The organism is Alteromonas sp. W12, from assembly GCF_001924945.1.
GTDB classification, from domain to species: domain Bacteria; phylum Pseudomonadota; class Gammaproteobacteria; order Enterobacterales; family Alteromonadaceae; genus Alteromonas; species Alteromonas macleodii.
In genome coordinates this window covers 163,928-186,540 of sequence record NZ_LQXH01000009.1, presented here as the reverse complement: position 1 = coordinate 186,540, position 22,613 = coordinate 163,928, and the positions used below count along the sequence as shown (strand labels likewise).

The 22,613-nt window shown below is 44.4% G+C and carries 23 protein-coding genes; 9 read left to right on the top strand and 14 right to left on the bottom strand.

The annotated features are described in order from the left end of the window. Window positions 1–17: 17 nt before the first annotated feature. The gene (gene gnd / locus AWH61_RS14420) at window positions 18–1,571 is read left to right on the top strand and encodes an NADP-dependent phosphogluconate dehydrogenase (protein ID WP_069944591.1); all 1,554 of its coding nucleotides are present in this window, start codon (window positions 18–20) and stop codon (window positions 1,569–1,571) included. A gap of 99 nt (window positions 1,572–1,670) precedes the next feature. Then, window positions 1,671–2,099, top strand: a complete 429-nt coding sequence (msrB, locus tag AWH61_RS14415; RefSeq protein ID WP_039216559.1) for a peptide-methionine (R)-S-oxide reductase MsrB — start codon at window positions 1,671–1,673, stop codon at window positions 2,097–2,099. 152 nt (window positions 2,100–2,251) lie between these two features. Here msrB and AWH61_RS14410 read toward each other — a convergent pair whose 3' ends face one another. After that, window positions 2,252–3,136, bottom strand: coding sequence for a DUF2989 domain-containing protein (locus AWH61_RS14410; protein ID WP_039225585.1), 885 nt, complete (start codon window positions 3,134–3,136; stop codon window positions 2,252–2,254). A 191-nt stretch (window positions 3,137–3,327) separates the two neighbouring features. On the opposite strand from AWH61_RS14410, the gene AWH61_RS14405 reads away from it, so the two are divergent. From AWH61_RS14405 to AWH61_RS14375, 7 genes are all read left to right on the top strand, one after another. Then, window positions 3,328–4,773 carry a glyceraldehyde-3-phosphate dehydrogenase gene (locus AWH61_RS14405; protein WP_014979588.1) on the top strand — a complete coding sequence of 482 codons (1,446 nt, stop codon included), beginning with the start codon at window positions 3,328–3,330 and terminating at the stop codon, window positions 4,771–4,773. Between the two features lie 168 nt (window positions 4,774–4,941). Continuing rightward, complete coding sequence (locus AWH61_RS14400) at window positions 4,942–6,081, top strand: M14 family metallopeptidase (protein WP_039225346.1); 1,140 nt, start codon at window positions 4,942–4,944, stop codon at window positions 6,079–6,081. A gap of 108 nt (window positions 6,082–6,189) precedes the next feature. Continuing rightward, window positions 6,190–7,848 (top strand): alanine/glycine:cation symporter family protein, encoded by a 1,659-nt coding sequence (locus AWH61_RS14395; RefSeq protein ID WP_075177437.1) that lies wholly within the window; start codon window positions 6,190–6,192, stop codon window positions 7,846–7,848. Window positions 7,849–8,114: 266 nt separating this feature from the next. Continuing rightward, window positions 8,115–8,441: a zinc ribbon domain-containing protein gene (locus AWH61_RS14390; RefSeq protein WP_014949837.1), complete on the top strand. Its 327-nt coding sequence runs from the start codon at window positions 8,115–8,117 to the stop codon at window positions 8,439–8,441. Further along, window positions 8,442–8,735, top strand: coding sequence for a YeaC family protein (locus AWH61_RS14385; RefSeq protein ID WP_014949836.1), 294 nt, complete (start codon window positions 8,442–8,444; stop codon window positions 8,733–8,735). Next, window positions 8,725–11,667, top strand: a complete 2,943-nt coding sequence (locus tag AWH61_RS14380; RefSeq protein ID WP_075177436.1) for a DUF349 domain-containing protein — start codon at window positions 8,725–8,727, stop codon at window positions 11,665–11,667. The genes AWH61_RS14385 and AWH61_RS14380 overlap by 11 nt, the downstream gene beginning before the upstream one ends. A gap of 13 nt (window positions 11,668–11,680) precedes the next feature. Next, entirely contained in the window at window positions 11,681–11,899 is a 219-nt protein-coding gene (locus tag AWH61_RS14375) for a hypothetical protein (protein WP_014949834.1), read from the top strand. Window positions 11,900–11,982: 83 nt separating this feature from the next. Here the strand turns inward: AWH61_RS14375 and AWH61_RS14370 are convergent, their stop codons facing one another. The 13 genes from AWH61_RS14370 to AWH61_RS14305 form a co-directional block, all read right to left on the bottom strand. After that, window positions 11,983–12,177 (bottom strand): hypothetical protein, encoded by a 195-nt coding sequence (locus AWH61_RS14370; protein ID WP_014949833.1) that lies wholly within the window; start codon window positions 12,175–12,177, stop codon window positions 11,983–11,985. 38 nt (window positions 12,178–12,215) lie between these two features. Then, window positions 12,216–12,392 carry a DUF1328 domain-containing protein gene (locus AWH61_RS14365; RefSeq protein WP_014949832.1) on the bottom strand — a complete coding sequence of 59 codons (177 nt, stop codon included), beginning with the start codon at window positions 12,390–12,392 and terminating at the stop codon, window positions 12,216–12,218. A 246-nt stretch (window positions 12,393–12,638) separates the two neighbouring features. Then, a complete protein-coding gene (locus AWH61_RS14360) occupies window positions 12,639–13,334 on the bottom strand; it encodes a DUF2490 domain-containing protein (RefSeq protein ID WP_075177435.1) in 696 nt (231 codons plus the stop codon). A gap of 116 nt (window positions 13,335–13,450) precedes the next feature. Continuing rightward, window positions 13,451–14,095: a metal-independent carbonic anhydrase family protein gene (locus tag AWH61_RS14355; RefSeq protein WP_014949830.1), complete on the bottom strand. Its 645-nt coding sequence runs from the start codon at window positions 14,093–14,095 to the stop codon at window positions 13,451–13,453. A gap of 516 nt (window positions 14,096–14,611) precedes the next feature. Next, entirely contained in the window at window positions 14,612–15,190 is a 579-nt protein-coding gene (locus AWH61_RS14345; protein WP_075177433.1) for a CC0125/CC1285 family lipoprotein, read from the bottom strand. Window positions 15,191–15,214: 24 nt separating this feature from the next. Continuing rightward, window positions 15,215–15,472, bottom strand: a complete 258-nt coding sequence (locus AWH61_RS14340; RefSeq protein ID WP_014949827.1) for a hypothetical protein — start codon at window positions 15,470–15,472, stop codon at window positions 15,215–15,217. Between the two features lie 52 nt (window positions 15,473–15,524). After that, complete coding sequence (locus AWH61_RS14335) at window positions 15,525–16,064, bottom strand: hypothetical protein (RefSeq protein ID WP_075177432.1); 540 nt, start codon at window positions 16,062–16,064, stop codon at window positions 15,525–15,527. A 4-nt stretch (window positions 16,065–16,068) separates the two neighbouring features. Beyond that, window positions 16,069–16,398 (bottom strand): hypothetical protein, encoded by a 330-nt coding sequence (locus AWH61_RS14330; RefSeq protein ID WP_014949825.1) that lies wholly within the window; start codon window positions 16,396–16,398, stop codon window positions 16,069–16,071. 230 nt (window positions 16,399–16,628) lie between these two features. Continuing rightward, window positions 16,629–18,713 (bottom strand): response regulator, encoded by a 2,085-nt coding sequence (locus tag AWH61_RS14325; RefSeq protein WP_075177431.1) that lies wholly within the window; start codon window positions 18,711–18,713, stop codon window positions 16,629–16,631. A gap of 12 nt (window positions 18,714–18,725) precedes the next feature. Continuing rightward, complete coding sequence (locus AWH61_RS14320; RefSeq protein WP_014949823.1) at window positions 18,726–19,178, bottom strand: response regulator; 453 nt, start codon at window positions 19,176–19,178, stop codon at window positions 18,726–18,728. Then, on the bottom strand, window positions 19,168–20,682 hold the full coding sequence (locus tag AWH61_RS14315; protein WP_039225365.1) for a sensor histidine kinase: 1,515 nt from the start codon (window positions 20,680–20,682) through the stop codon (window positions 19,168–19,170). Before AWH61_RS14315 ends, AWH61_RS14320 begins: the two co-directional genes overlap by 11 nt. A 4-nt stretch (window positions 20,683–20,686) precedes the next feature. Then, window positions 20,687–20,911, bottom strand: coding sequence for a hypothetical protein (locus AWH61_RS14310; protein ID WP_014949821.1), 225 nt, complete (start codon window positions 20,909–20,911; stop codon window positions 20,687–20,689). 16 nt (window positions 20,912–20,927) lie between these two features. Then, a complete protein-coding gene (locus AWH61_RS14305) occupies window positions 20,928–22,259 on the bottom strand; it encodes a sigma-54-dependent transcriptional regulator (protein WP_075177430.1) in 1,332 nt (443 codons plus the stop codon). Window positions 22,260–22,613 lie beyond the last annotated feature (354 nt).

Sequence of the window (22,613 nt, the reverse complement as noted above, 5' to 3'; positions counted from 1 at the left end):
AATGTGAGGGTGTTCCTATGCAAAAGAAAGGTGGTAATTCGCACGAAGACAAGTCGTGTGATATTGGTTTTATCGGTTTAGGGGTGATGGGTAGTAACCTAACCATGAACCTAGTGGACCATGGCTATCGTGTAGCGTGTTTCGATTTAGACCAAAACAAAGTTGAGTCTATTCTTGCCAAAGACGCAAGCGAAAGAGCTGAAAATACTGAGCCTCGTGTTGAAGGCTGCAGTTCTTACACCGAGCTTTTAAGCAAGTTAAAAGCCCCGCATCTTATTATTATCTCTGTGCCTGCTGGCGATCCTGTTGACCACGTTTGCAATCATCTTATTGACGCCGGAATTCACGCTGACGATATCGTGGTTGATACTGGCAACAGTTTGTGGACAGACTCTGTAGCACGTGAAGAGCAGTACAAAGGTAAATTTATCTTCTTCTCTACCGCCGTGTCAGGTGGTGAAGTAGGCGCTCGTTTCGGGCCATCTCTTATGCCTTCAGGCAACCCTTATGCATGGACACGCATTGAGCCTGTTCTTAAAGCTATTGCTGCAAAGGTTGACCCAGAAACAGGTAAACCATTAGAAAGCCATACGCCAGGTCAACCAGTGTTAGAAGGCGAACCATGTGCGACCTACATCGGTCCGGTTGGAGCCGGGCACTATGTAAAAATGGTGCACAACGGTATCGAATACGCCGACATGCAGCTTATCTGCGAAACTTACCATGTTATGCGCGAAGCGCTACATATGGCGCCAGCTGAAATAGCAGAGGTGTTTCGTCGCTGGAACGAAGGCAAGCTGAATAGCTACCTGATGGAAATTAGTGCTGAAGTTCTTGAGCAAATGGATCCAGAAACACAGCAGCCGTTGGTTGATGTGATTTTAGATAGAGCAGGTCAAAAAGGTACAGGCCTTTGGACTGCAGTAAGCGCATTACAGGTAGGTAGTCCGGCACAGACCATCACTTCTGCGGTATTCGCGCGCAGTATTTCTAGTTTGAAAGACGAGCGTGTAGCTGCGAGCAAGGTTCTTGCTGGCCCTGATGCGCCATCGTTCAGCGATAATGAGAAAATGTCGATCATCAACAAGCTAGAGCAAGCGCTTTATTGCTCTAAAATCTGTGCGTACGCTCAGGGCTTCCAGTTAATGGCTATGGCAGGCAAAGAGCACGGCTGGACACTGGAGTTTGGTGAAATAGCTAAAATATGGCGTGCGGGCTGTATTATTCGCGCCGTATTTCTTCAGTCTATTTCTCAGGCTTACGAGAATAACGAAGACTTAGCCAACTTGCTTATGGACCCATTCTTTGCGGAACAAATTACACAGTACCAATCTGATTGGCGCGAGTCTATCGCCCAAGCGACACTGGCTGGCGTGCCTTGCCCTGCCATGATGTCGGCGCTAAGCTATTACGATTCATATCGCACAGCTGTGTTACCTGCTAATTTGCTGCAAGGCCAGCGCGATTATTTTGGCGCACATACTTATCAGCGTGTAGATAAGCCAGCAGGTAAAAAGTATCACATCGAGTGGAGTGATCCTGCACGTCCGCAAACGGCTATCAAAAAATAGTATGAGCTAAATAGTGTTACACGCGCTCATAATTGAGCGTAAACTATTAAAAGGTGTATTTGTTTTCAAATACACCTTTTTTGTTTTAAGAGGTAAGTTATGTCGACAGATGAAAAAGCAAACGCATCAATAGCTAAAAAAGACTGGAAAACTGAGCTCACTGACGAGGAATATTATGTATGCCGCGAAGCGGGTACTGAGCGACCTTTCACTGGAGTATTGCTAGACGAGCAGCGAGATGGATTGTACGTGTGTAAGTGCTGCGAAGCGCCACTTTTCCCCTCAGATACTAAATTTGATGCTGGTTGTGGATGGCCTTCTTTCTATAAGCAGCTTGATGACGGTAATGTAGATTACAGAGAAGACTTGAGTCACGGTATGCGTAGGGTTGAGATTTTTTGTAAGCAGTGTGGCTCGCACTTAGGCCATGTATTTCCAGATGGTCCTGCGCCAACGGGTCAACGCTACTGCGTAAATTCGCTATCTATGACCTTTAAAGGCGAAGATGATACACAAATTAAAGGTTAAAAAGCCCTAGGTGAGCGCTTGATTAAGGTAAACATCTGATTAAATTTTGACCTCATGTGGAAAGTAGAGAGATCCAATCATAAAAAACCGCCCATAAACGGCGGTTTTTTTAATTATTTACCAATGAAATTGTGTAATTGAGTTTCAAAAAATTAGAGCTTATCCAGTTTCAATGAATCTGCGTTGAAGGTCGCGCTATTCAAATTACTGACTATTTCATCAACAATGTTATCTAGAATGCCTACTGGAAGGGCATAGCGTTCTCCAAGTTGAACACGCTGAGTGTCGTTAAGTCTCTCATCGAAGGCTTCAGCCACACCATACCAAACATAGGCAAGGCGATAGTTGTCCATATCCATTCCCATTGAAGCAAGCGAGTAGAAAATACTGACATCAATGTCGTCGCTATCTGTATATAAACTTAGCGCGCGATATAAGGTTTCAATAGTACGCTTTTGGTCTGTTTTAATTTGAACAGAGGCCAGTGCGACCAGTAGCTTTGGATCGCTTACACGGTTGCTGGCAGCGTAGCGCTCAAAGCGATGAAAAGCCTCTTTGTCGTTATATCGTGTCCAATGATAGTAAGAAAGGTAAGGATCAAGGGAGTCTTTCGTCTCGCGGCTTAGGCGTTTAATTTCACGCTGAGCAGTAATAACGCCTTTTAGCCGTGTCGCTTCCTTGCCTTTGCGTTTAACGTGTTCGATATGCTGCACTTCTTCAACGCAGGTTAGATACTCTTCGAAGTTCAGAAGGAGCGGGTACTTGTAAGCGTCGTCTTTTGAATCTTGATTGTAGTAACGCAAGCGAATAATCTCAGCTCGCTCGCCGCGACAACGGGCATCCAAACTCAAATCTAAGCAAATCTCGCTGTGAGATTCACAAATTTCACTGATAGTAGGTTCAAAAAGATCGCCACAACCCGTCAGTGTTGTCGCTGCTGCCAGCCACACCGTCGTTACATAACCTTTTGTTGGAAACTTACTAAATAAACTCTCTGTTATACGAGTTTTCATAGAGGTTTTGAAACTTATCAACAATTTGGTCTTCCTTGCTTGTTTATTTAAGATACTGCTCGTCACCGTCAGGCGAAAACTCACCTAGTGTACCCTAAAAATAATAAAAAGCTGACGCGTAATTAGGATTAGTTATGTGTGTTTGTGCCAAAAAAAATTGGCCGCGCATACAACAATGACAACACCGTTAAATTAATATCGATGAAGGCAGAAGCATGAATCAACAGTTTGAGCAGGAATTACAAAGCAGCTGGCAAGAGCGTCAGGAATACGCAGAAATGATGTTGCCCCTTATTGGTAAATTGTATCGCAATAAGGCAGTTGAAATTTCGGTTTATGGACGCTCGCTACTGAACGCCAGTGCTATTGATGTTATTAAAGCGCACCGCAAAGTGCGTCTGCACGAAGGTATTAAGCTACGCCTACGCGAAAGCTATCCAATCTTAGAAGCCTTGAGCAACATGAAGCTTGCTCCTGCACAAATTGATATTGGTAAATTGGCTTTTGATTTTCACTACGGTTCTGCGGTCGACAACAACGACCTTACGGCCTACCTTAACGAAAAACTAAACGACGTTGCCGATAAAGAGGACGACCAGAAACCTCAGGACGTTGTACTATATGGTTTTGGCCGTATAGGTCGTTTACTTGCTCGCTTGCTTATTGAACGCCAGGGTAAAAACAATAAGCTTCGCTTACGTGCCATTGTGGTTCGTGGCGGGCGCGATGGCGACCTAGAAAAACGCGCAAGCTTACTGCGCCGCGATTCAGTGCATGGGCCATTCAACGGCAGCATCACAGTTGACCACGAGCGTAACGCGCTAAAAGCAAACGGTTCATACATTCAAGTCATTTATGCCAACAGCCCAGATGAAGTGGATTACACGCAATATGGTATCGATAACGCTATCATCGTAGACAACACGGGTATTTGGCGTGACCGCGATGGCCTTGGCCTACACCTTAAAGCTAAGGGTGCAGCGAAAGCTATCCTTACTGCCCCGGGTAAAGGTGACATCAAGAACATCGTACACGGTGTAAATGACGAAGAAGTAACACCTGAAGATACAATTGTATCTGCTGCAAGCTGTACGACTAATGCAATAACGCCGGTACTTAAAGCGCTAGACGAAGAATATGGCATTGAAAACGGTCACGTTGAAACCGTTCACTCTTACACTAACGACCAAAACCTTATCGATAACTACCACAAAGGTGATCGTCGTGGACGTAGTGCGCCACTTAATATGGTTATTACCGAAACGGGCGCTGCGAAAGCCGTTGCCAAAGCGTACCCGAAACTGGCAGGTAAACTTACCGGTAATGCTATCCGCGTACCTACACCTAATGTATCGCTAGCGATTTTGAACCTAAATCTTAAAACGCCGGTGGATCGCATTGCAGTTAACGAGTTCTTGCGCGATACCGCGTTGTTCTCAAAGCTTCAACACCAAATTGACTACACGGCAAGTAAAGAGATTGTATCAACAGACTTAGTCGGCTCTCGCGCTGCGTCTGTGGTTGACTCTCAGGCGACCATCGCCGCAGATAACCGCCTGACACTATACGTGTGGTATGACAACGAGTTTGGTTACAGCTGTCAGGTACTGCGTGTAGTTCGTGATATGGCAGGGCTTAGTTTCCCTACGTTGCCGCTTTAAGCAACACGCAGTTTAATTAACTGTATAAAAAACCGACCTAAGTGGTCGGTTTTTTGATGGTGTAAACATTTTGTATACTTTCGATAGTACAAAACCCGCTGTGTGCGTGGAATTTGTGTTTACGTCTATGCTAAATTAGCGCTCAAATAATGAGGAAAACGACAGTCTATGCATATTTCCAGTCAATTCGACAGCGGTAACATTGAAGTTGTTAGCGCACAATCACCAGACGATATCCGTCTAACCATTCCCAACGACAACCAATCTGAATTTGCTCAGTGGTTCCATTTTCGTTTAGTGGGCGAAACTTTTGTAACTCACACAATGACGATTGGTAATCTGGCTAAGTCAGCGTATCCAGAAGGTTGGAAGGGATATAACGTTCTAGCGTCTTACGACCGTCAAACTTGGTTTAGAATTCCTAGCGAATTTGACGGTGACAATCTTACGTTCTCACTAACGCTAGAACAGCCAAGCGTGTACTTCGCGTATTTCATTCCTTTTAGCTACGAACGTCACCTTGATCTTGTGCACGACGCGCAGATGTCACTACTGTGCGAGCACAAATTCCTAGGCCTTACCCTTGATGGCCGTGATATGTCTATGCTGGTTATCGGTGAAGAAACACCAGAAAAGAAAAAAGTCTGGATCACGGCACGTCAACACCCTGGCGAAACCATGGCCGAGTGGTGTGCCGAAGGTATTATTTATCGTCTGCTCGACGAGCAAGATGGTTTGGCGCGACAGTTGCTTGATAATGCTGTTTTCTACATTGTGCCAAATATGAACCCAGACGGCAGCGCACGCGGTCATCTGCGTACCAACGCTGTAGGAACCAATCTAAACCGTGAGTGGGCGACACCATCGAAAGAAAAAAGCCCAGAAGTACTTTACGTACTGAATGCAATGAGCGAAATTGGTGTAGACATGTATCTTGATTTGCACGGTGATGAGGCATTGCCGTACAACTTTGTCGCAGGAAGTGAAGGTAACCCTAGCTACAATGACACCATCAAAATGCTTGAAAATACGTTTAAAGATGCGCTGTTGAACGCTACGCCAGAGTTTCAAGATGAATTTGGTTACGATAAAGATGAGCCAGGCAAGGCTAATTTAACCGTAGCGTCAAATGCGGTGGGCGAGAAATTCAAATGTATGGCATATACGGTGGAAATGCCATTTAAAGACAATGCAGATGTACCGGACGATATCTACGGTTGGTCGGTACAGCGTAGCCGTCAATTAGGTGAAGATTTACTTATTGGTGTGAATGCAGTTGTTAAAAAGCTAAAAGCATCAGAGCAATAAAATAAAAATAAGGAAGCGAAAGTTTCCGCAAAAAGGCCTCGACAAAAAGAGGCCTTTTAATTATTAAAATAAAACAACAATTAAACATAATAAAAAAGGGGAATAACGTTGGAAGGGTTATATGGTTTTCTAACTATGCTCGATGGATTCTTAGGAGGCGCGTTCTGGTTTCCTTATGTACTGTTAGGCGTAGGTCTTTTCTTTACGGTTTATCTTAAATTTCCGCAAATTCGTTTCTTTAAACATGCTTGGCAGGTTGTTACCGGTAAGTTTGATAAAGAAAGCGATCCAGGCGACACCACGCACTTTCGCGCGCTAACTACCGCACTGTCTGGTACCGTAGGTACAGGTAACATCTCAGGTGTTGCATTCGCTATTTTCCTTGGTGGCCCCGCTGCACTATTTTGGATGTGGGTAACCGCCTTTTTGGGTATGACTACAAAATTCGTTGAAGTTACTCTGTCGCACAAATATCGCGTAAAGACAGAAGACGGCACCATGGCCGGTGGCCCTATGTATTACATGGACCGTCGCCTAAACATGAAGTGGTTAGCGGTTGCATTTGCTGTTGCAACGGTAGTCAGCTCATTTGGTACCGGAAACCTTCCTCAAAGTAATGGTATCGCGCAAAGTATCGAAGCAACGTTTGGCTTCGAACCTTGGATGGTAGGTAGTGTACTGGGTATTCTTCTAGCCTTGGTAATTCTTGGTGGTATCCAACGCATTGCCGCGTTTACAGCGCGTGTTGTTCCAGTTATGGCTGTTATCTACCTTATCGGTGCACTAGCGGTTATTTTCGCTAATCTAGACAACATTGGGCCTTCGTTTGCCGCAGTTATCGGTGATGCGTTTACTGGTTCAGCTGCCGCAGGTGGTTTCTTGGGGGCGTCGTTAGCTTATGCGTTTAACCGTGGGGTTAACCGAGGCTTGTTTTCAAACGAAGCGGGTCAAGGCTCTGCACCTATAGCTCACGCAGCAGCAAAAACGAAAGAGCCAGCGTCTGAAGGTATGGTGTCACTGCTTGAACCCTTTATCGACACTATTCTAATTTGTACCGTAACGGGTTTGGTTATTTTGTCATCTGGCGTGTGGAAAGAAAAACACGAAAACGTCTTCGATCGTTCAGACATGTACTTTGTTGCAGGTCAATACGACGACTCGAATCAGGATGACGTAAACAAACTATATGGTTACTTGAATGAAATTGAAGGTAACAATGTACAGCCTTATAATGGCTCAATTACCGTTGTTAACGGCACGGCGGTAAGCGATGGTTTTACACTGCTTAACGCTAGGTCTGTAGCAGAAGACGTGAAGTATGCAGTAGGTAGTGAAGACTTGTTTACTGGCACGCTTAAGATTGTTGACGGAAAGCCGGTTAAAGAGAACCTTGAAGTAAGCGGTAAGTCACTGGTTCACTCGGCAGCGCTCACCACCATTGCCTTTACTCGCGGTTTCTTTGGCGATTTCGGTCAATATATCGTGTCAATTGGGCTTATGCTGTTTGCGTTCTCAACCGCCATCGCTTGGTCATATTATGGTGATCGCGCTATGACATATTTGTTCGGTCCTCGCTCCGTAATGCCGTATCGCGTCATCTACGTCGCCGGTTTCGTTTGGGCTGCATTCTCTGACACCACATTAGTTTGGGCACTTTCAGCTGTGGCTATCGTGGTAATGACCTTGCCAAACTTGTTCGGCATCATGTTGCTTTGCAAAGAGATGAAAGAAACGGTTAACGACTACTGGTCTCGACATAAAAAATAAGGTGAGTATTGCCTAAAGCATCGCCCCCTCTTGAGTTTCACTGAAGGGAAATGCAACTTGGCTATCAGGTAAAAATGCGTAGCGGTGAACTTTGTATAAAAGTTAACACCCTGCGCATTTTTGTTTTATGGCGATAAGGTTAATCCACAGAATCGACTTCATTGTTGTGATGAACTTAAGTATGATACCCATCCGCGTATAAATGCGTATTCGCTCAATAGCGAGTTGCGCATTTCCATTTCGCACCCAATAAACAGGAGCAACATATGGCATTAGTTGACTGTCCTTCGTGTAACAAAAAAACGTCTGACAAAGCGAAGACGTGTCCTCACTGTGACTTTAAAATCGGTGATGCGACCTCTGAAGATATAGAGCGCAAACAAAGCTTACAGAGATTTAAAAAGTTAGCCAGTATCCAGAACCAATCCCTTCTTGCTATGCTGATATTCGTTGCGAGTTTTGGCTTCATGTATTGGGGCGGAACACGCCCAGGTGATTTGCAACATAATTTAGCTATTTTGGGCGCAGTGGTTGGCTTTGTTTGGTACTTAGTAAACCGCGCGCGTATTGTTTACATAAAGCGTTTTTCCTAAATGAATATAGAAGCACTTTTAGCCAGCATGACGCCGGAGATTTACGAGCGTCTGCGTCAGGCTGTTGAAACAGGTAAGTGGCCAGATGGCACGCCTTTAAACGAAGAGCAAAAAGCAAGCAGCATGCAGGCTGTTATGCTGTATCAAGCAAAAATAGAAAAGTCCTCTGAGCATATGACAGTAGGTGAAAGCGGCGAAATCGTACATAAGAGTAAAGCCGACTTTAAACGCTCGTTACGCGATGAGCAGGATGATAATAATACAATAGCGCGGTTTAAACAGGATGATATTTAGTCGTATATTTGCGCCTTCACACCAAAGCCCAAAGCCTGAAAAACGGATGCAGGCAATCGAGAGTCTCTCTCCCGAAAAGGCACAGGAAAAAACAATTCTTCACGAACTGGCATTTAATGACGAAGATGCAAATGTCAGTTTAGCAGCACTCGAAAAGCTTAATAGCTTTGTGCTGTGGCTTAAAATGTCACAAATTGCCAAGCAGTCTCGCGTTAAAAAAGCGGCGGAGAAAAAGGTAAACGCCGCTTTGTTAGGCGAGGGGAATGTCACACTCTCCCGCCAAGAGATATTCTCTTTTTTAACTGAAACAGCCAACGCCGATTTGGTAGTGCAGTTAGTACCGCAAATGTTGAAGAAAGAGCCTATGCTCTTACAAGATGATGCGCTAGCTAACGCGCTAATCGAAAAAGTAGCGAAGCCATCTTTCACCCAGTTTGTTTTTTTAGAAGGCGCAAGTCCCCAACTGCAGACTCAACTAGTCAACGCACATTCAGACGTATCAGATCTGCAAAAGCTTGCTAAGAAAGTGTCAGAAGATGCCCTTGTTACGCAAATTAATGCGCGGATAGATGCTATCAAAGAGGCTGCAAAGCGCCCAGTGGAGCTTAAAAAGCAGCTCACTCTGGGACTTTCAAAATATCAGGCTTTACTCGACAAATCAGATGTAGAAACCATTGATGAAAAGCGCAATGAACTTGAGAGCGAATTGACAGGGCTGTTTGCTCAAATTGACTTACTCACTTCAGAAGAACGCGTTGATTATGAAGAAAAGCGCGCGCGTATTGGTGAGCAGCTCGAGCGATATTTAAGCCGTATCCGCCCAGCATGGGAAGAAAAGCAACAAGCGTCGCAACGTGCTAATACCAGAGCATTGTGCGAACAGCAGCTTACTTATGCCAAGGAGCAGGTAGCTTGGTTGTACAATAACAGGCTTTGTGAAGCGACGCTTGCTGATGTTGCTACGGTTAATGAAAGCGTGCGCGGTGTTGAAGCAACGCTCGAACAGCTAGCACGTCTCGATGATGAATCTGCAACTGATAAGCGAATTACACAGATTAAGCGCTCTGTCGACGAACTAAACGAGCAGCTTGATCGCTTCTCTATGCAGCAGCAATACGGCCAAAAGCTACTGATAAAACTTCAGTCGCTCGAAGACATTGCCGCTAAGATCGTTTCGGCAAGCGATAGCGAGTCGGACAAAGATACCCGTGATGTGAGCGTTGAAGAAGCTAGCGCATCGACTGAGGATTTGAGTCAGGTAAATGGTGGCTACGCATTACAAAGCAGTAGTGTAGTGGCTCTTAAAGCGGAGTTTGACGAAGCACGTCAAGCGTATAAAGCGCTTAGTCGCGAAATCGATGCCATTCCTAAGGCGTTGTCTAAACGTTTCAACGCAGCGACAAGCAGTGTAAATGCCAAAGAGCGTGCTCAAAAATCCAAAGAAAATGAGCAAGTAAAACACATTAGAAAGCACATTAGCGTTATCGATAACTTAATTGCTCAGGGTAAATTCCGCGTTGCTATTTCAAAATTTGCAAAGCTTCAGGAAAGTTATGCTGCGCTTCCTGGTTCAGCGAAAAAGTATGTAGAGAAGCGTTTTGAAAAGACCGCTGGTGATGTGTCGCGCTTAGAAGGATGGCAGGATTACCTTGCGGCGCCGCGCAAACCCGCTCTTGTAGAAGAAGCAAAAGCGTTAGCCAGCGCTGATGCAGAAAATATTAAGCAAAGAAGTGAGGCCATTAAGTATCTGCGTAAGCAATGGTTATCACTAACACCGTCATCGTCAACGAGTGAAGAAAGTAGTGATGACGCGTTGTTACAGCAGCAATTTGATGATGCACTTGAAAAGGCCTTCGAGCCTTGTAGAGCGCATTACGCGAAGTTAGATGCACAGCGGGCTGCTGCGCGTGAACAGCGTATGTCGATTATCGCTACCGTTAAGGCAATGGACATTAACATGCCGGAAGCCGAGTTAGTGAAAGTTTTCGATAGAGTGTCTAAACAGTGGCACGCTGCAGGTCAGGTTGAACGTGAAATTTATGAACAGCTGAAGCAAGAATGGAAGGCGGTATCATCGCCCATTCAGGCTAAAGTAAATCAATGGCAAAGTGACAACCAAGCCCAAAAGCGTGCGTTAGTCACCCAAGCTTGTCAACTTGCTACGGAAGAAGATGTCGCTGGCGCTGCCGACAAGGCTCAGCAATTGCAAAGCCAATGGAAGCAAGTAGGCCATGCAGGTAAACGTGAAGAGAGTAAGTTGTGGGCAGAATTTAAGGCTGCCAATGACACCGTATTTGAACGTTTAAAAGCCGAGCGGAAAGTACAGAATAATGCATTTAACGCGTTAGTAGATTCGCTACTCAAGCAAGTGGAAGCTGTTGACATCAACAGCGATGATGCAACGTTCAGTCAATCAATAAGCGACGTTCGCGCTCAGTTAACCGACTTGCCTAGAGCGCAACGTACGAAAGTAGATAAAAAGATTGATTCACTTGAAAGTAAGCGCGCGGCGCAAGCGAAAAATGCACAATCTCAAGCCCGATTGGCGCGAGCTCAGGCTCTGATTTCTTTACTACAGCTAAGTGTAGGTGAGGGAAGTGGTGATGAGCAATCTCTAGCGGAAACGTTAGGGAAGCGTTGGTCAAGCGTATTGGGTCAGTCAACTGGAAATAAAACAACTCAGCACGATAGACAATGGTTAACGGTAGCATTAGAGGTCGCAACTGGTATGCCAAGCCCAGATGCAGACGCATCTATACGCTCTAGCGTACAGCTACAAATGATGACATCTAAGTTGGAACAAGGCGAAGCGGCAACAGCTCCCGACATTCTTGCTGACTGGTTATCATACGACTCGATAAGCGAAGAAGATAACCATTTGCTGCAACGAGTTGTTTCAGTTATTGATACTCATCCTGAAATTGTTGCTTAAACGGAAAGCCTAAATGGAAAACAGTGTTGAGTTTCAATTTGAAACAGAAATGTCTGCCTATCGCTTTTTGAATACCGTGAAGCATATTGACGCAGAAGGGTTAAGAGTGAAGTTCGGGCGTACGGATCATCACGTGAGTGTAAAATACCGTTACGGCGTAGGTGAATTTGATTCGACGCTATCTACACTAGACGATCTTGCTCGTGAATTAGGTGGTGAAGAAGTGTCTTAACTAACCAGTTAGGTCAAACCACGTCGACTGTAAATACAAAAAGGGCCAGACAATTGTCTGGCCCTTTTTTGATAAAAACGTGATTAACAGTCTTTATCTTCAGCGTCTACGCCTTCTTTCACATCTTCACAAGCGTCTTCAACGGCATTACCTGCATCGGTAACAATTTCGTCTAGCTCTTCGCCTGCGTCTTCCGCTTCACCGTCACCGCAAGCTGCTAGTGATAGTGCAAATGCTGATGCTACTAGTACCTTTGATAAGTTTTTAAATGAAAACATATCCTTACTCCTTTTTCCTATTAAAATACTTCTAACTCTTAGGCTCTTGGTGCTCTACCACGTAACGCATTTGCGATAAGTGAGATTACGAGCAACGCGATAAACACAAAGAAAAGAAACTGTGCGATACCTGTTGCTGCACCTGCGATGCCCCCAAAACCAAAAACTGCTGCAATAATGGCGATGATAAAAAATGTGATTGCCCAACCTAACATAACTAAATCCTCGTATTGCTTCCGTTACTTTCACTTTAACTAATGCTATCTTTGTGCCTGTTTTTTAAGTTATTGAAATATATTGATATAATTTAATTTTTCTCTGGTTGTCAGGCCGTATCTGCAGGCAATTAACGTCACGATTACACGTACGAATGCATTTTTTACATGATTGAGTAAGGCCCTAGTCACCCAACTTTACTCTTTGTGTGTTAAGGGCCTTTGGCTGGGGGGATTCTTTGATCCTTACCAGCTTCCGAAGAATGTGAGAGCAAGGTTGTGGTTTGTTATGGCGTCTGAATTGGCGCCTGGCGACGCAATATGATTATGTAAGTATCCCATCTCGACGCGCCATTTCTTGTTGAGGTGATAGGCCGGTCCCAAGTAAAGTCTATTTTGATCAAACCCGCTATTTTGGCCCCAGTCTGTGTCGTTCAAAGCCCAAAATACCTCGTCCCACACGACTATTGACCATTGCTCATTTAAAGGTTTCGACCACCGTATAAATTGTCTAAACCTATAGCCTGTATCATCGCCTTCATCGCTCCTGAATCGCTGCTCCAAACGACTTCTACCTGAAATGGTACCGCCCATAAATTTGCTTAATGAATACGTGGCTTGCTGCCACACCCTGTCTTCTTCAATTGAACCGCTGTCTGAGTCTATCGTTACTCTTGCAACACCCAGCCACAAGGTCGTATCGCTTGATAGTTGGTAGCCGACACCGGGACGAACGATAGAAACGCCTAGGCGAGATGCGTCGTCTTTAAAGCGTAAATGACCGTCAAACCAAAATTGCCATTTACCTTTATCATCGGCATCTCCAGTGAGTGCGAGAGCGTTCCAAGATTGAAAATCTGACTCGGCGTGTGACTTAACGACGGCTGTCATCGCCATCGCAAGTAGTAAGACGCAACGCGTCATAATTCGTTTTGCGCACATAGTTTTTCTCGTTGAAAATAAAAAAGAGGCAAAGCGAAAGGGAAGGAACGCCTTGCCTGTAAAGGGAGAGTGTTTCGCCCCTCACACTTCCTAAGAATGGAGGGGCAATGGCCTATTTAGTTACCGTTTGGGTTGTAAGGTAACGAAGATTGGTGAGCAACAATACGCAGGTCGCCGTCACTATCTTTGACATAGGCAAACGTGTATTCCACCTTCGTTTCGCCACCTTTTGTATCGGTAAAGAAGTAGTTGCCCATCGCCACGGCCATGCGACAGCTGTTGTTGATAATACCCACATTATCGAATTTCACATTTGTGTATGGCTTTATAGCAAAGCCTTTGTCCTCTTCGTAAGCGTCATTACCGCCAACAAAGTATGAAAGCGCAGCATCGAAGCTTGAACGGAACTGGTCGTTAGCTGCAAGCGTTGGTTTAAACAGTACGCTGCTTAAATCGTAACCATACATAGCTTGGATGAAATCTGCGGCTTCGCCAGAGTAATCACCATCATTGCTAAATACTGCACCAATTCGCACTATGCCGTCGCCCCACATCTTTTGTGCCGTTACCACTTCTCGCTCAGTAATACATTCGTCGGAATAAAGTAATGCGTTGTCGAGTGCTTTAGCTTTTAACGCCGGAACATTCGAACTAGCTGAATGCTCCATCTGCGGTTTTGCCACTGCACTGCAACCAGTCACCAACATTACTGTAGCTGCTACAAGAGTAGTTTTTGTCATTAACGTGCTTAGCTTTCTCATCGCCTGACTCCTTAGTCATTTGCAAAATAAATATGTGCTATTACCTGATTCAATTGCTTAGAGCAGTACCGCTACAACGTTGTTGCTAGAGGTTTATAAATCTGCTCTACAGTTCATGGGTTTAATGATAGCTAGCTATGATGACGGAGACTTTTGTACAACATTAATAGAAGATTAACGGGCCATTAAAAATCCAGGAAGCACTTCAGGAGAATGGATAACAGCTATAAATTAGAGAAAAGGGCTGTGATAGCAGCAGTGTCATCGACTTTTTCAAGAAGAAACGAATATGACACTGGTCAAGTTTGTAGAAAAGTGAAGAATGCAGTTAGCCAGTGGTCTGTTAGCCACAACAGAAAAGTAATAAAGACTAGTGCACAGGTTGTTGGCTTTAAAACACATTACGGTTTTGCTTATGTGTTTGAGCGATGCTTTTCAGTAACTGCAACTAGGGCCTGAAAAGCATTTCTATTAAAACTGATGTTTCAGAGCATTAGTGAGCGGCAAAACGCTCAGCTAGTTGCCATTTTTTGGCTCCAGAGGCTCTGATAGTACCTCTAAGACAGTAAAAGCATTTTTACCTAGACGCGTTTTATCATTCGCCATCATTACATCAATAGTAAAGTAGATGTCGTTAATTTGAGTTTTCACAATGTCGCTTGAGCTTGGGACGGCCATAGGCTGTGCCACTTCATCGCAGCCTGACATAGTGCACTGCCTGTCTGTTTGAAATGCCACGGGCTCTTCCTTGTTCGCCATAACTTCTCGCGCAACAACTGGCTTTTTATCCACGTTGGTTTTAACAATAGCTAAATAGGTAAAGCCTTGCTTTTGAGCAATTTCCGCTGCTCTGTAAAGGGCATATTGCTGTACTTTATCAGCAGGAGTTTTGTCTGTTGCCTTAAAAAGAACCTTGTATTCGTTCTCAGAAATTTTTTCGCTCGAATAGCCATAGGCAGCTTTGGAACTCGCTGACTTATAAGGGGTAGGGGCTGCTACAGGGGTCGATGAACAACCTACTATTGCAAGGCTAAACGCCACACCAACACAGGCAAGCGTCAAACGACTTTTCTTCATATTTTTTTTGTTGTTCATCTCACATATTCCTTAATACTGTGATCATTGAAATAACGACAATAGCGCAGTTCTACTTATTGCCATTAGGGCTTGATTGCGTTTTGCTTTGGGTTTTGCATCTACCGCACCCTTGTATGCGCCAAGGGTTGCGATGCCAAGCAACGTTTCAGGCTTTCCCATCATCAGTTTACATTGCCTCTTTGCTTGTGTAAGTGCAACATCTGCATGATGTTTTTGCGAAAAATAAGCATGCTCTTTCTGTGCTATATCTTTCATATTCGATTTTAAAAAAATGTTCATCGCTTTTCCTCACTATTGGCGGTGGCTTTTTACGCAATGGTAAGCATTTTCACTATCCGAAAACCCGTCGCCACGTTTGTATGAGTCTGCTAAAGCTCAGGTAATTGAATGCATTTTGTGCAAGCTTAAATAAACAAAAGGCCGCAACGCTGTTGAGCACCAATAACAGGAGTGGAACTACCACATAACTAACGCCCACACTATGAAGTATAGTGCCAATGGCGATGTTTAAAATGAGCCAACATACTGTGCCCACTGCAAATGCCGCTAGACATGCAAAGACGGTAACAAAGAAACTCTTTTTAATGAGCATCAATTCACTGTTAGTGAGCTCTAAAAACGCCAAACCCTGCGCTTTTCGCTGGGTCAATGCTTCTGAGAAAGCCGAGAAGATATCCGAAAACGATGGGTCAGGGTAATTCTGTTTTGTTGACTTGTATTGTGCAGAGTGTTCAGAGGTTGCTGATGCAGCGTTAGCATTGTCACCGTTGCTCGTAACATTAGGATTCGCCTGCGCCGCGGGCGGCGTCAGGCGAAAAGGATTTTCTGTGCACAAATTGAAATTTGCTCTTCGAAAATCTGGTACAGTCATCGTATTACTTCTTACGTAAAAGTGACGTCACTAACATTCCTGCTGCGAAAGCGATACCCGCTGTCGCTACTGGGTTCTCAATGGCATATCTACGTACTTTCGACGCCTGCCATTTTTGCTGTGCCAGACGCTTTCTCGCTGACATGTTCTCTGCAGACGATGTCGCAGTGCGACGAATGTTTTCCTCTGCAATCCCTGCACTGTCTGCTAACTTGTCTACTGACGCATGAAGAGAATCTTTCAGTTGATCCGTTACTGGGTGACTCGGCTCAGCCACGCCGTTTGTACCGTTACGTTTAACTGTTTGCGATTTAGCTGAAGCTTGTGTAGCCATAATACTCTCCTTAATATTTTGGGTTCACATAGATAGCTGCAACTGGTATACCAAACTATTATCTTACTGTTTTATATGGCTTATTTTTATTTTTCTATTGTTGCGTGAGGTGCTTATGTGCAAGTCTCACACACTGTTGTGTCTTACGTCTGTAATATTTTCTTGGTCTTGATGATGCGCTGCTCAACCTCCGACATTCGGTACAGGTTGGCAGCGATAAAATTAACTTTTCAGCCCACTACCGAGGCTAAATCGTCTTTGGTGACAGGTTTGAGCAATGCACTGTTGATCCCTATGGTTGTCATCGCTTCGGAGTCCGCTTCGTGACCGCTTACAATAGTAAGGATGGCATCTGGTAGCTTTTGCTTGAGCTCACTCGCTAAGTCGTAACCGTTATAATCGGGAAGGGTGAGGTCCATAAGAATGTGATCGAAACTTTGATTTTCTGCAGCCTGTAATGCTTCAGCACCGCTGTACTGAGTAGTGACCGTATGACCTAAGTGGGAAAGAAACAATTGCAGTAACTCCGCCGCATCCTCATCGTCTTCAATCACAAGTATGTGCTTATTGGCAGGCTGATCTGAATTACCATTTGAATCAGTAGACTGGATTTTCTGCTCTGCTTGCCCAGGGTTTGCAAGCCCTCGATAAGCGGTCTCGTCCTCTGGAGCATACGGCTTGTTCATTGGCATGTCTGCAACTTGGGCTTCCACGTTGGTAAATGTTACGTGATTACCTGGCGGAAGGTATTGCGAAAGCAAGTTAGCCAGTGCAAACCGGTCAATGGGCTTTCCAATTACGTCGTTAAACCCTTCGCGAATCAATGATTCTCTTAAGCCTTTGCGGCTTGCTGCTGTCACAGCAATCACTGGGATATCCTGCCCATGTCGTCTAATCGCATGCAGGGCTTCTATGCCATTCATCACTGGCATATGAATATCCATTAAAACGAGGTCGAAGGGCTGGTTGTGTTCATCCGCCTGCAACACGGCTTCCAGTGCTTTTACGCCATTTTCAGCGTAGCTAATATCAGCTTGAGATTGACTCACAAGGTGACCAGTTAGCCGTCGAATTTCTCGCAAGTCATCAACAATTAATACGCGTCCAGTCACGTTTAAATTGATGCTACTAGACTCGACAGGTTGAATTTGGCCTAATTCAAGATCTACACGAGGCTGTTCAGAAACATCGCCAGGGTTTATATCAAATGTAAATGTGCTGCCTTCTCCTAGACGAGATTTAACATCAATGTCGCCGCCCAGTTTAGTGACAAGCTCTTTGCAAATGGCAAGTCCAAGTCCTGCTCCGCCATGATTGGCGCGCATTACATCTTCTATTTGTTCGAAAGGCTGAAAAATATTGATGAGCTTATCAGGCGGCATGCCGATACCTGTATCATCTACAGAAAACCGCAGCAGTGTTTGACTCGAATCGTTTTCAGATGGCTCGTCGAGAGAGATGGTAAGCGTGATACTGCCCTTATCAGTAAATTTCACGGCATTCGAAATAAGGTTCAACAATACCTGACGCAGGCGGGTAGGATCTGTGTGTATAAACTCTGGTATTTTTGTTTTTGAAACAACGTTAAGGCTTAGTCCTTTGTCTTTGGCATTCAAACGCATTAATGAGTGAATGTCTGTCAAAAACGCGCTTAAGTTCACTTCCTTAATGTTGAGTTCAAGTTTCTCTGCCATTATCCGCGACATGTCTAGCAAATCATTGAGTAGGCTTAACAGGTGCTTGCCATTAGAGTGGATAATAGATAACTCTTGTTGAAAAGGGCTGTTTCTCGCATCGTCTATAAGCAGTTCGGTGTAGCCAAGAATAGAGGTGAGGGGGGTGCGCAGCTCATGCCCTAAATGCGCAAGGAACTTATCTTTGGCCTTGTTCTTTTGCTCTACTTTGTTCCGCTCAATTCGCTCGTTCTCGATGTCACGGCGAACCATGGCGTATCTAATCGTGCGCATAAACCGCGGTGATTCAATTTCCGATTTTTGCAAATAGTCTGCGGCACCTGCTCGCATCACCATTTCATCGACGGTAGCATCCGACTGTCCGGTAAGTATTACCACGGGTAGATTGAACTGGTTAGATTTTAAAACACCCAGTACATCAATCGCGTTCTCAGCACCCAGTAAGTAATCTAACAAACACAGGTCGAAACTTTGTGTCTTTAATGCCTCTACTGCGTCTAAACTATTCGTCACCCACGTCAACTCAAACGTAGGTGACTCGCACTGCGCTAGATAATCAGAGGTTAAGAAGTAATCATCTTCATCATCCTCTACCAACAGAATTTTTATTACCTCTGTCATCTAGTACCTCTTTTACTCGTGTGGTAATTCTACGAACTCTATCCAGTAACGTCCGAGCGCGCGCATTAGTTCAACCAATCCTTCAAAGTTCACTGGTTTTGTAATGTAAGATGCGCAACCTAGATCATAACCGCGAAGCATATCTTCCTCTTCTTTAGAGGTAGTGAGAATTACCACCGGGATACTGCGAAGCTTGGGGTCATTTTTCAGTTCTTGCAGCGCCTCTCTACCGTCTTTTCTTGGCATATTTAGATCAAGCAAAATAAGACTAGGTCGCGGTGCCGATGCAGGATCTGTATATTTACCTTCATGTCGAAGAAACTCTAATAATTCAACGCCATCTTCAACACAAAACAGATTGTTTAGAACGCGGCTCTCTTTGAGCGCGTCAACCGTAAGTAAGCGGTCGTCTTCGTCATCGTCCGCCATAAGTATATTGATAGGCTGAGTTTGTTTACGCGTCATTGTGTGTTTCTCCATTATTGTTGTTAGAACCAAACGGTTCACTATTTTTGGGTATTATTATCGAGAACGTTGCCCCTTTTCCGGGAGAACTAACTGCGGTTATTTGACCGTTGTGCCGTTCTACAATACGACGACAAACGGCAAGCCCAATACCCGTACCTTTGTATTCACTTCTACCGTGAAGGCGTTGGAAAGGGGCAAATATTTTTTCAGCAAACGATTGCTCGAACCCTATACCGTTGTCTGATACGGTTATTTTTGTCCAGTCGTATTCTTCAGCAAGCAGAATGTCTTTCGTTTCTTCTTCCGTCGCGTCCCTTGCAGATATCGTTACTTCTGGTCTCACGCCCTCGCTCTGAAATTTCAGTGCGTTAGACACTAAGTTTAAAAACAGCTGCTCTAATTGCGATTTGTCACCTCGAATAGTCGGCATATCGCTAACATTTATTTGCGCAGACTTTTCATCGATAGCGATTTCCAAATCGCCCATGATGCTATCCACTACGGTGCCTAGATTAACGTCGTCAAACTCTTTACCTCGTGTGGAAACGCGAGAAAAGGCGAGAAGGTCTGAAATAAGCATGGACATCCGCTCTGCTGCATTGAGCATGCGCGCAAGGTAATCTTTGCCTCGTTCGTCTATCACGTCGTTGTAGCCCGATTCTAAGCGGTTACCAAATGCCCGAATTTTTCTTAATGGTTCTTGAAGATCGTGTGACGCCACAAAGGCAAAATCTTCCAACTCTCTATTACTTCGTGCTAATTCGTCGGAATAAACACTTAACTCTTGCGTTCTATCTGCTATCCGAGATTCTAGATCTTCGTTAACAGACTCTAGGTCAGCTTGGTATTTCTCATGCTCACGGGAATTTATTTTGAGCAGTAAAAATACCGTAATAATCAGTAGTAGAGTCGTTGCAGAGGAAATGATCAGCGTATTAACAGAGTCCCTTCTAAGGCTCATTAAGTTGGCTAAATGCGTGCCTTGCATATCTCGTTCTGAACCGTCGATTTCTCTAAATAAGGTTTCAAACTGTTTGTAGAGTTTTATACCCTTATCGCTATTCACTAAAATGACAGCTTGTTGCTCTTTGCCTTCTTTATACAGCTCAACTACTTCAATGACTTCATTGATTTTTGCTTTGGTTAACGACAAAAGTTCTTCGATGCGGATGGACTGGTCGTTAATATCTGAAGAGAAGGAGCTTACTTCTACCTCATCCATTAATTCGCCGATTACGCTTAACGTTTCGGTGTAGTCGGTAAGATATTCTTCATCGCCAGTTAGCATATAGCCGCGCTGACCAGACTCCACGCGAAGTACAGCAACGTGAAGGCGGTTAACTGCATTGATAACACGGTTCGTAGTGAACAGCCGCGCTTCCAGAGCAGAAAGGTCATTCAATGTACTAACTACGTAAAATGAATTAGCAGTTATTACAATAATGACCAGAACAACTAAAATTATCCAACTGTATAGTGAAGACAATACTTTAGTAATCATTTACTTAATCCGAAACATTGCCACTTAACTCTGATGTCATTTCAGCAAGAGTATGGCTGCAGTCTTTAGCACTGCTTATTATTTTATCCAACGCCACCAATGCCTTTTCAGGTGGAACGTCACCGTTTAATGCCATTTTTACTAGCTCAGCTTGCATTGATATTCTGTTTAATGGTTTGCGTGCATCATGCACATAAACACTTAGTCGAGAAAATTCTTCGCTAGTCATGCCGAATACCTCTTACTTAGTCGTCTTTACTTAAGTCACCATATGCATGAAGATGGTTGTAAAGCGTTTTTGTGCTAATTCCCAGCATTTCTGCTGCGGTGGTCTTATTGCCATTCACTTTTTCCAACGTGGCATAAATTAGCTCTTTTTCCACGTCTTCAATGGTTCTACCGGCTTGGAGTGCCGGTGTCGTGCTCTGTTTTTGAGCGAAAGGCGACTCAATGGTTTTTGGTAATTCAATCTCACTCTTTTCAGGGGCGCTCATAATGGCAGCGCGATGCACAAAGTGTCTTAGTTCACGCACGTTACCGGGCCAGTCGTAGGCTTGTAACGTATCGAGTTGACTATCTTCCCACTTAAATTGCGAGCCATTATCTTTATTGAATTCAGCAATAAAGGTTTTTGCTAGTAATGGAATATCTTCCTTTCTTTCACGTAGCGGAGGAATGGTGATTGGGAACACTGCAAGTCTGAAGTAGATGTCCTCGCGCAGTACTTTGCTTTGCGCAATCTCTTCCATTGTTCGGTTCGTGGCAGATACAACGCGGCAGCTCACCGGGATGGTCTTCGTTCCGCCCACACGAATAACAACCTTGTTTTCTAAAACGCGGAGTAAGTTGGGCTGCATATCAATGGGCATTTCTGTGATTTCGTCCAAAAAGAGCGTGCCGCCCTCAGCTTGTTCGAAAACACCTTCCTTACGTCCTACAGCGCCGGTAAATGCTCCTTTTTCGTGACCGAAAAGTTCGCTACCTATTAGTTCTTTTGAGAATGCACCACAGTTGGTTGCAATATAGGGACCTTCACTTTCTGAAGCACGATGAATTGCGGCAGCCACCACTTCTTTACCTACACCGCTTTCACCAAGCAGCATTACGTTTGCGCTGGTTTTACTCACTCTAGAAATCAGCTTGTAGAGCTCTTTCATAATTGGCGATTCACCAATCAGTAGGTCAAAATGTTTCTCTATTTTTTCTTGCGCAGGTGCTTTTTCTTTTGGCTTTTGACTTAATACAGCCTCTATTTCCTCCCGTTGAATTGGCTTAACGAGATAGTCGACAGTGGGGCCACACAGACCCTTTATCACGCTTTTCACAGAAGGGTGACCCGTTATCAAAGTAACGCGAGGGCGCTTAGGAAGTGCATCTAACTCATTGAACAAGTGCGCGCCGCTTCCATCGGGTAGCATGAAATCAAGCAGTACATGGTCAAAGGTTTCTTTCTCTAACCAATCGCGGGCTTCTTTGAGTGTGGCAGCGGTAAGTACTTCGTGGCCAAGAAATTCGATGATAGTACAAGCTACTTCTGTGAACTCGGCGTCGTCATCAACTAAAAGTACGGTAAGCACGTGGATGTCCCTCTCTTCTTTCGTTTCCTATTCAGAAAAAATATGGAATAGAATCAATGTTATAGTTTTATCATACGCTATTAACAACTGAATGCTAAAGCGCATATTTAAAGTTTATTTATACGCTGGTTTTAATCGATAAAGCGTAAGCGCATCGAAAAATATCTAAGCGCTTCAAGCAACCCGGAAATCTTGAACACTTGCCTTGATGCCGGAGATAGTCGGTTGCGCTACCTTCTTCTAATTTATCAACTCTTTGCGACCAGCGGTGCAGATCGCACTAAAGTACAGAATGTCTATATCTGTCTTTGTTTTATTAGGTGGTTTTACTTTACTTATCAGGGGCATTTGCAA

What these genes read in the sequence shown, in the direction of transcription:
- gnd (WP_069944591.1), top strand. Translation starts at nt 18, where the DNA reads ATGCAAAAGAAAGGTGGTAATTCGCACGAAGACAAGTCGTGTGATATT.
- msrB (WP_039216559.1), top strand. Translation starts at nt 1,671, where the DNA reads ATGTCGACAGATGAAAAAGCAAACGCATCAATAGCTAAAAAAGACTGG.
- AWH61_RS14405 (WP_014979588.1), top strand. Translation starts at nt 3,328, where the DNA reads ATGAATCAACAGTTTGAGCAGGAATTACAAAGCAGCTGGCAAGAGCGT.
- AWH61_RS14400 (WP_039225346.1), top strand. Translation starts at nt 4,942, where the DNA reads ATGCATATTTCCAGTCAATTCGACAGCGGTAACATTGAAGTTGTTAGC.
- AWH61_RS14390 (WP_014949837.1), top strand. Translation starts at nt 8,115, where the DNA reads ATGGCATTAGTTGACTGTCCTTCGTGTAACAAAAAAACGTCTGACAAA.
- AWH61_RS14385 (WP_014949836.1), top strand. Translation starts at nt 8,442, where the DNA reads ATGAATATAGAAGCACTTTTAGCCAGCATGACGCCGGAGATTTACGAG.
- AWH61_RS14380 (WP_075177436.1), top strand. Translation starts at nt 8,725, where the DNA reads ATGATATTTAGTCGTATATTTGCGCCTTCACACCAAAGCCCAAAGCCT.
- AWH61_RS14375 (WP_014949834.1), top strand. Translation starts at nt 11,681, where the DNA reads ATGGAAAACAGTGTTGAGTTTCAATTTGAAACAGAAATGTCTGCCTAT.
- AWH61_RS14370 (WP_014949833.1), bottom strand. Translation starts at nt 12,177, where the DNA reads ATGTTTTCATTTAAAAACTTATCAAAGGTACTAGTAGCATCAGCATTT.
- AWH61_RS14365 (WP_014949832.1), bottom strand. Translation starts at nt 12,392, where the DNA reads ATGTTAGGTTGGGCAATCACATTTTTTATCATCGCCATTATTGCAGCA.
- AWH61_RS14360 (WP_075177435.1), bottom strand. Translation starts at nt 13,334, where the DNA reads ATGTGCGCAAAACGAATTATGACGCGTTGCGTCTTACTACTTGCGATG.
- AWH61_RS14355 (WP_014949830.1), bottom strand. Translation starts at nt 14,095, where the DNA reads ATGAGAAAGCTAAGCACGTTAATGACAAAAACTACTCTTGTAGCAGCT.
- AWH61_RS14345 (WP_075177433.1), bottom strand. Translation starts at nt 15,190, where the DNA reads ATGAACAACAAAAAAAATATGAAGAAAAGTCGTTTGACGCTTGCCTGT.
- AWH61_RS14340 (WP_014949827.1), bottom strand. Translation starts at nt 15,472, where the DNA reads ATGAACATTTTTTTAAAATCGAATATGAAAGATATAGCACAGAAAGAG.
- AWH61_RS14335 (WP_075177432.1), bottom strand. Translation starts at nt 16,064, where the DNA reads ATGACTGTACCAGATTTTCGAAGAGCAAATTTCAATTTGTGCACAGAA.
- AWH61_RS14330 (WP_014949825.1), bottom strand. Translation starts at nt 16,398, where the DNA reads ATGGCTACACAAGCTTCAGCTAAATCGCAAACAGTTAAACGTAACGGT.
- AWH61_RS14325 (WP_075177431.1), bottom strand. Translation starts at nt 18,713, where the DNA reads ATGACAGAGGTAATAAAAATTCTGTTGGTAGAGGATGATGAAGATGAT.
- AWH61_RS14320 (WP_014949823.1), bottom strand. Translation starts at nt 19,178, where the DNA reads ATGACGCGTAAACAAACTCAGCCTATCAATATACTTATGGCGGACGAT.
- AWH61_RS14315 (WP_039225365.1), bottom strand. Translation starts at nt 20,682, where the DNA reads ATGATTACTAAAGTATTGTCTTCACTATACAGTTGGATAATTTTAGTT.
- AWH61_RS14310 (WP_014949821.1), bottom strand. Translation starts at nt 20,911, where the DNA reads ATGACTAGCGAAGAATTTTCTCGACTAAGTGTTTATGTGCATGATGCA.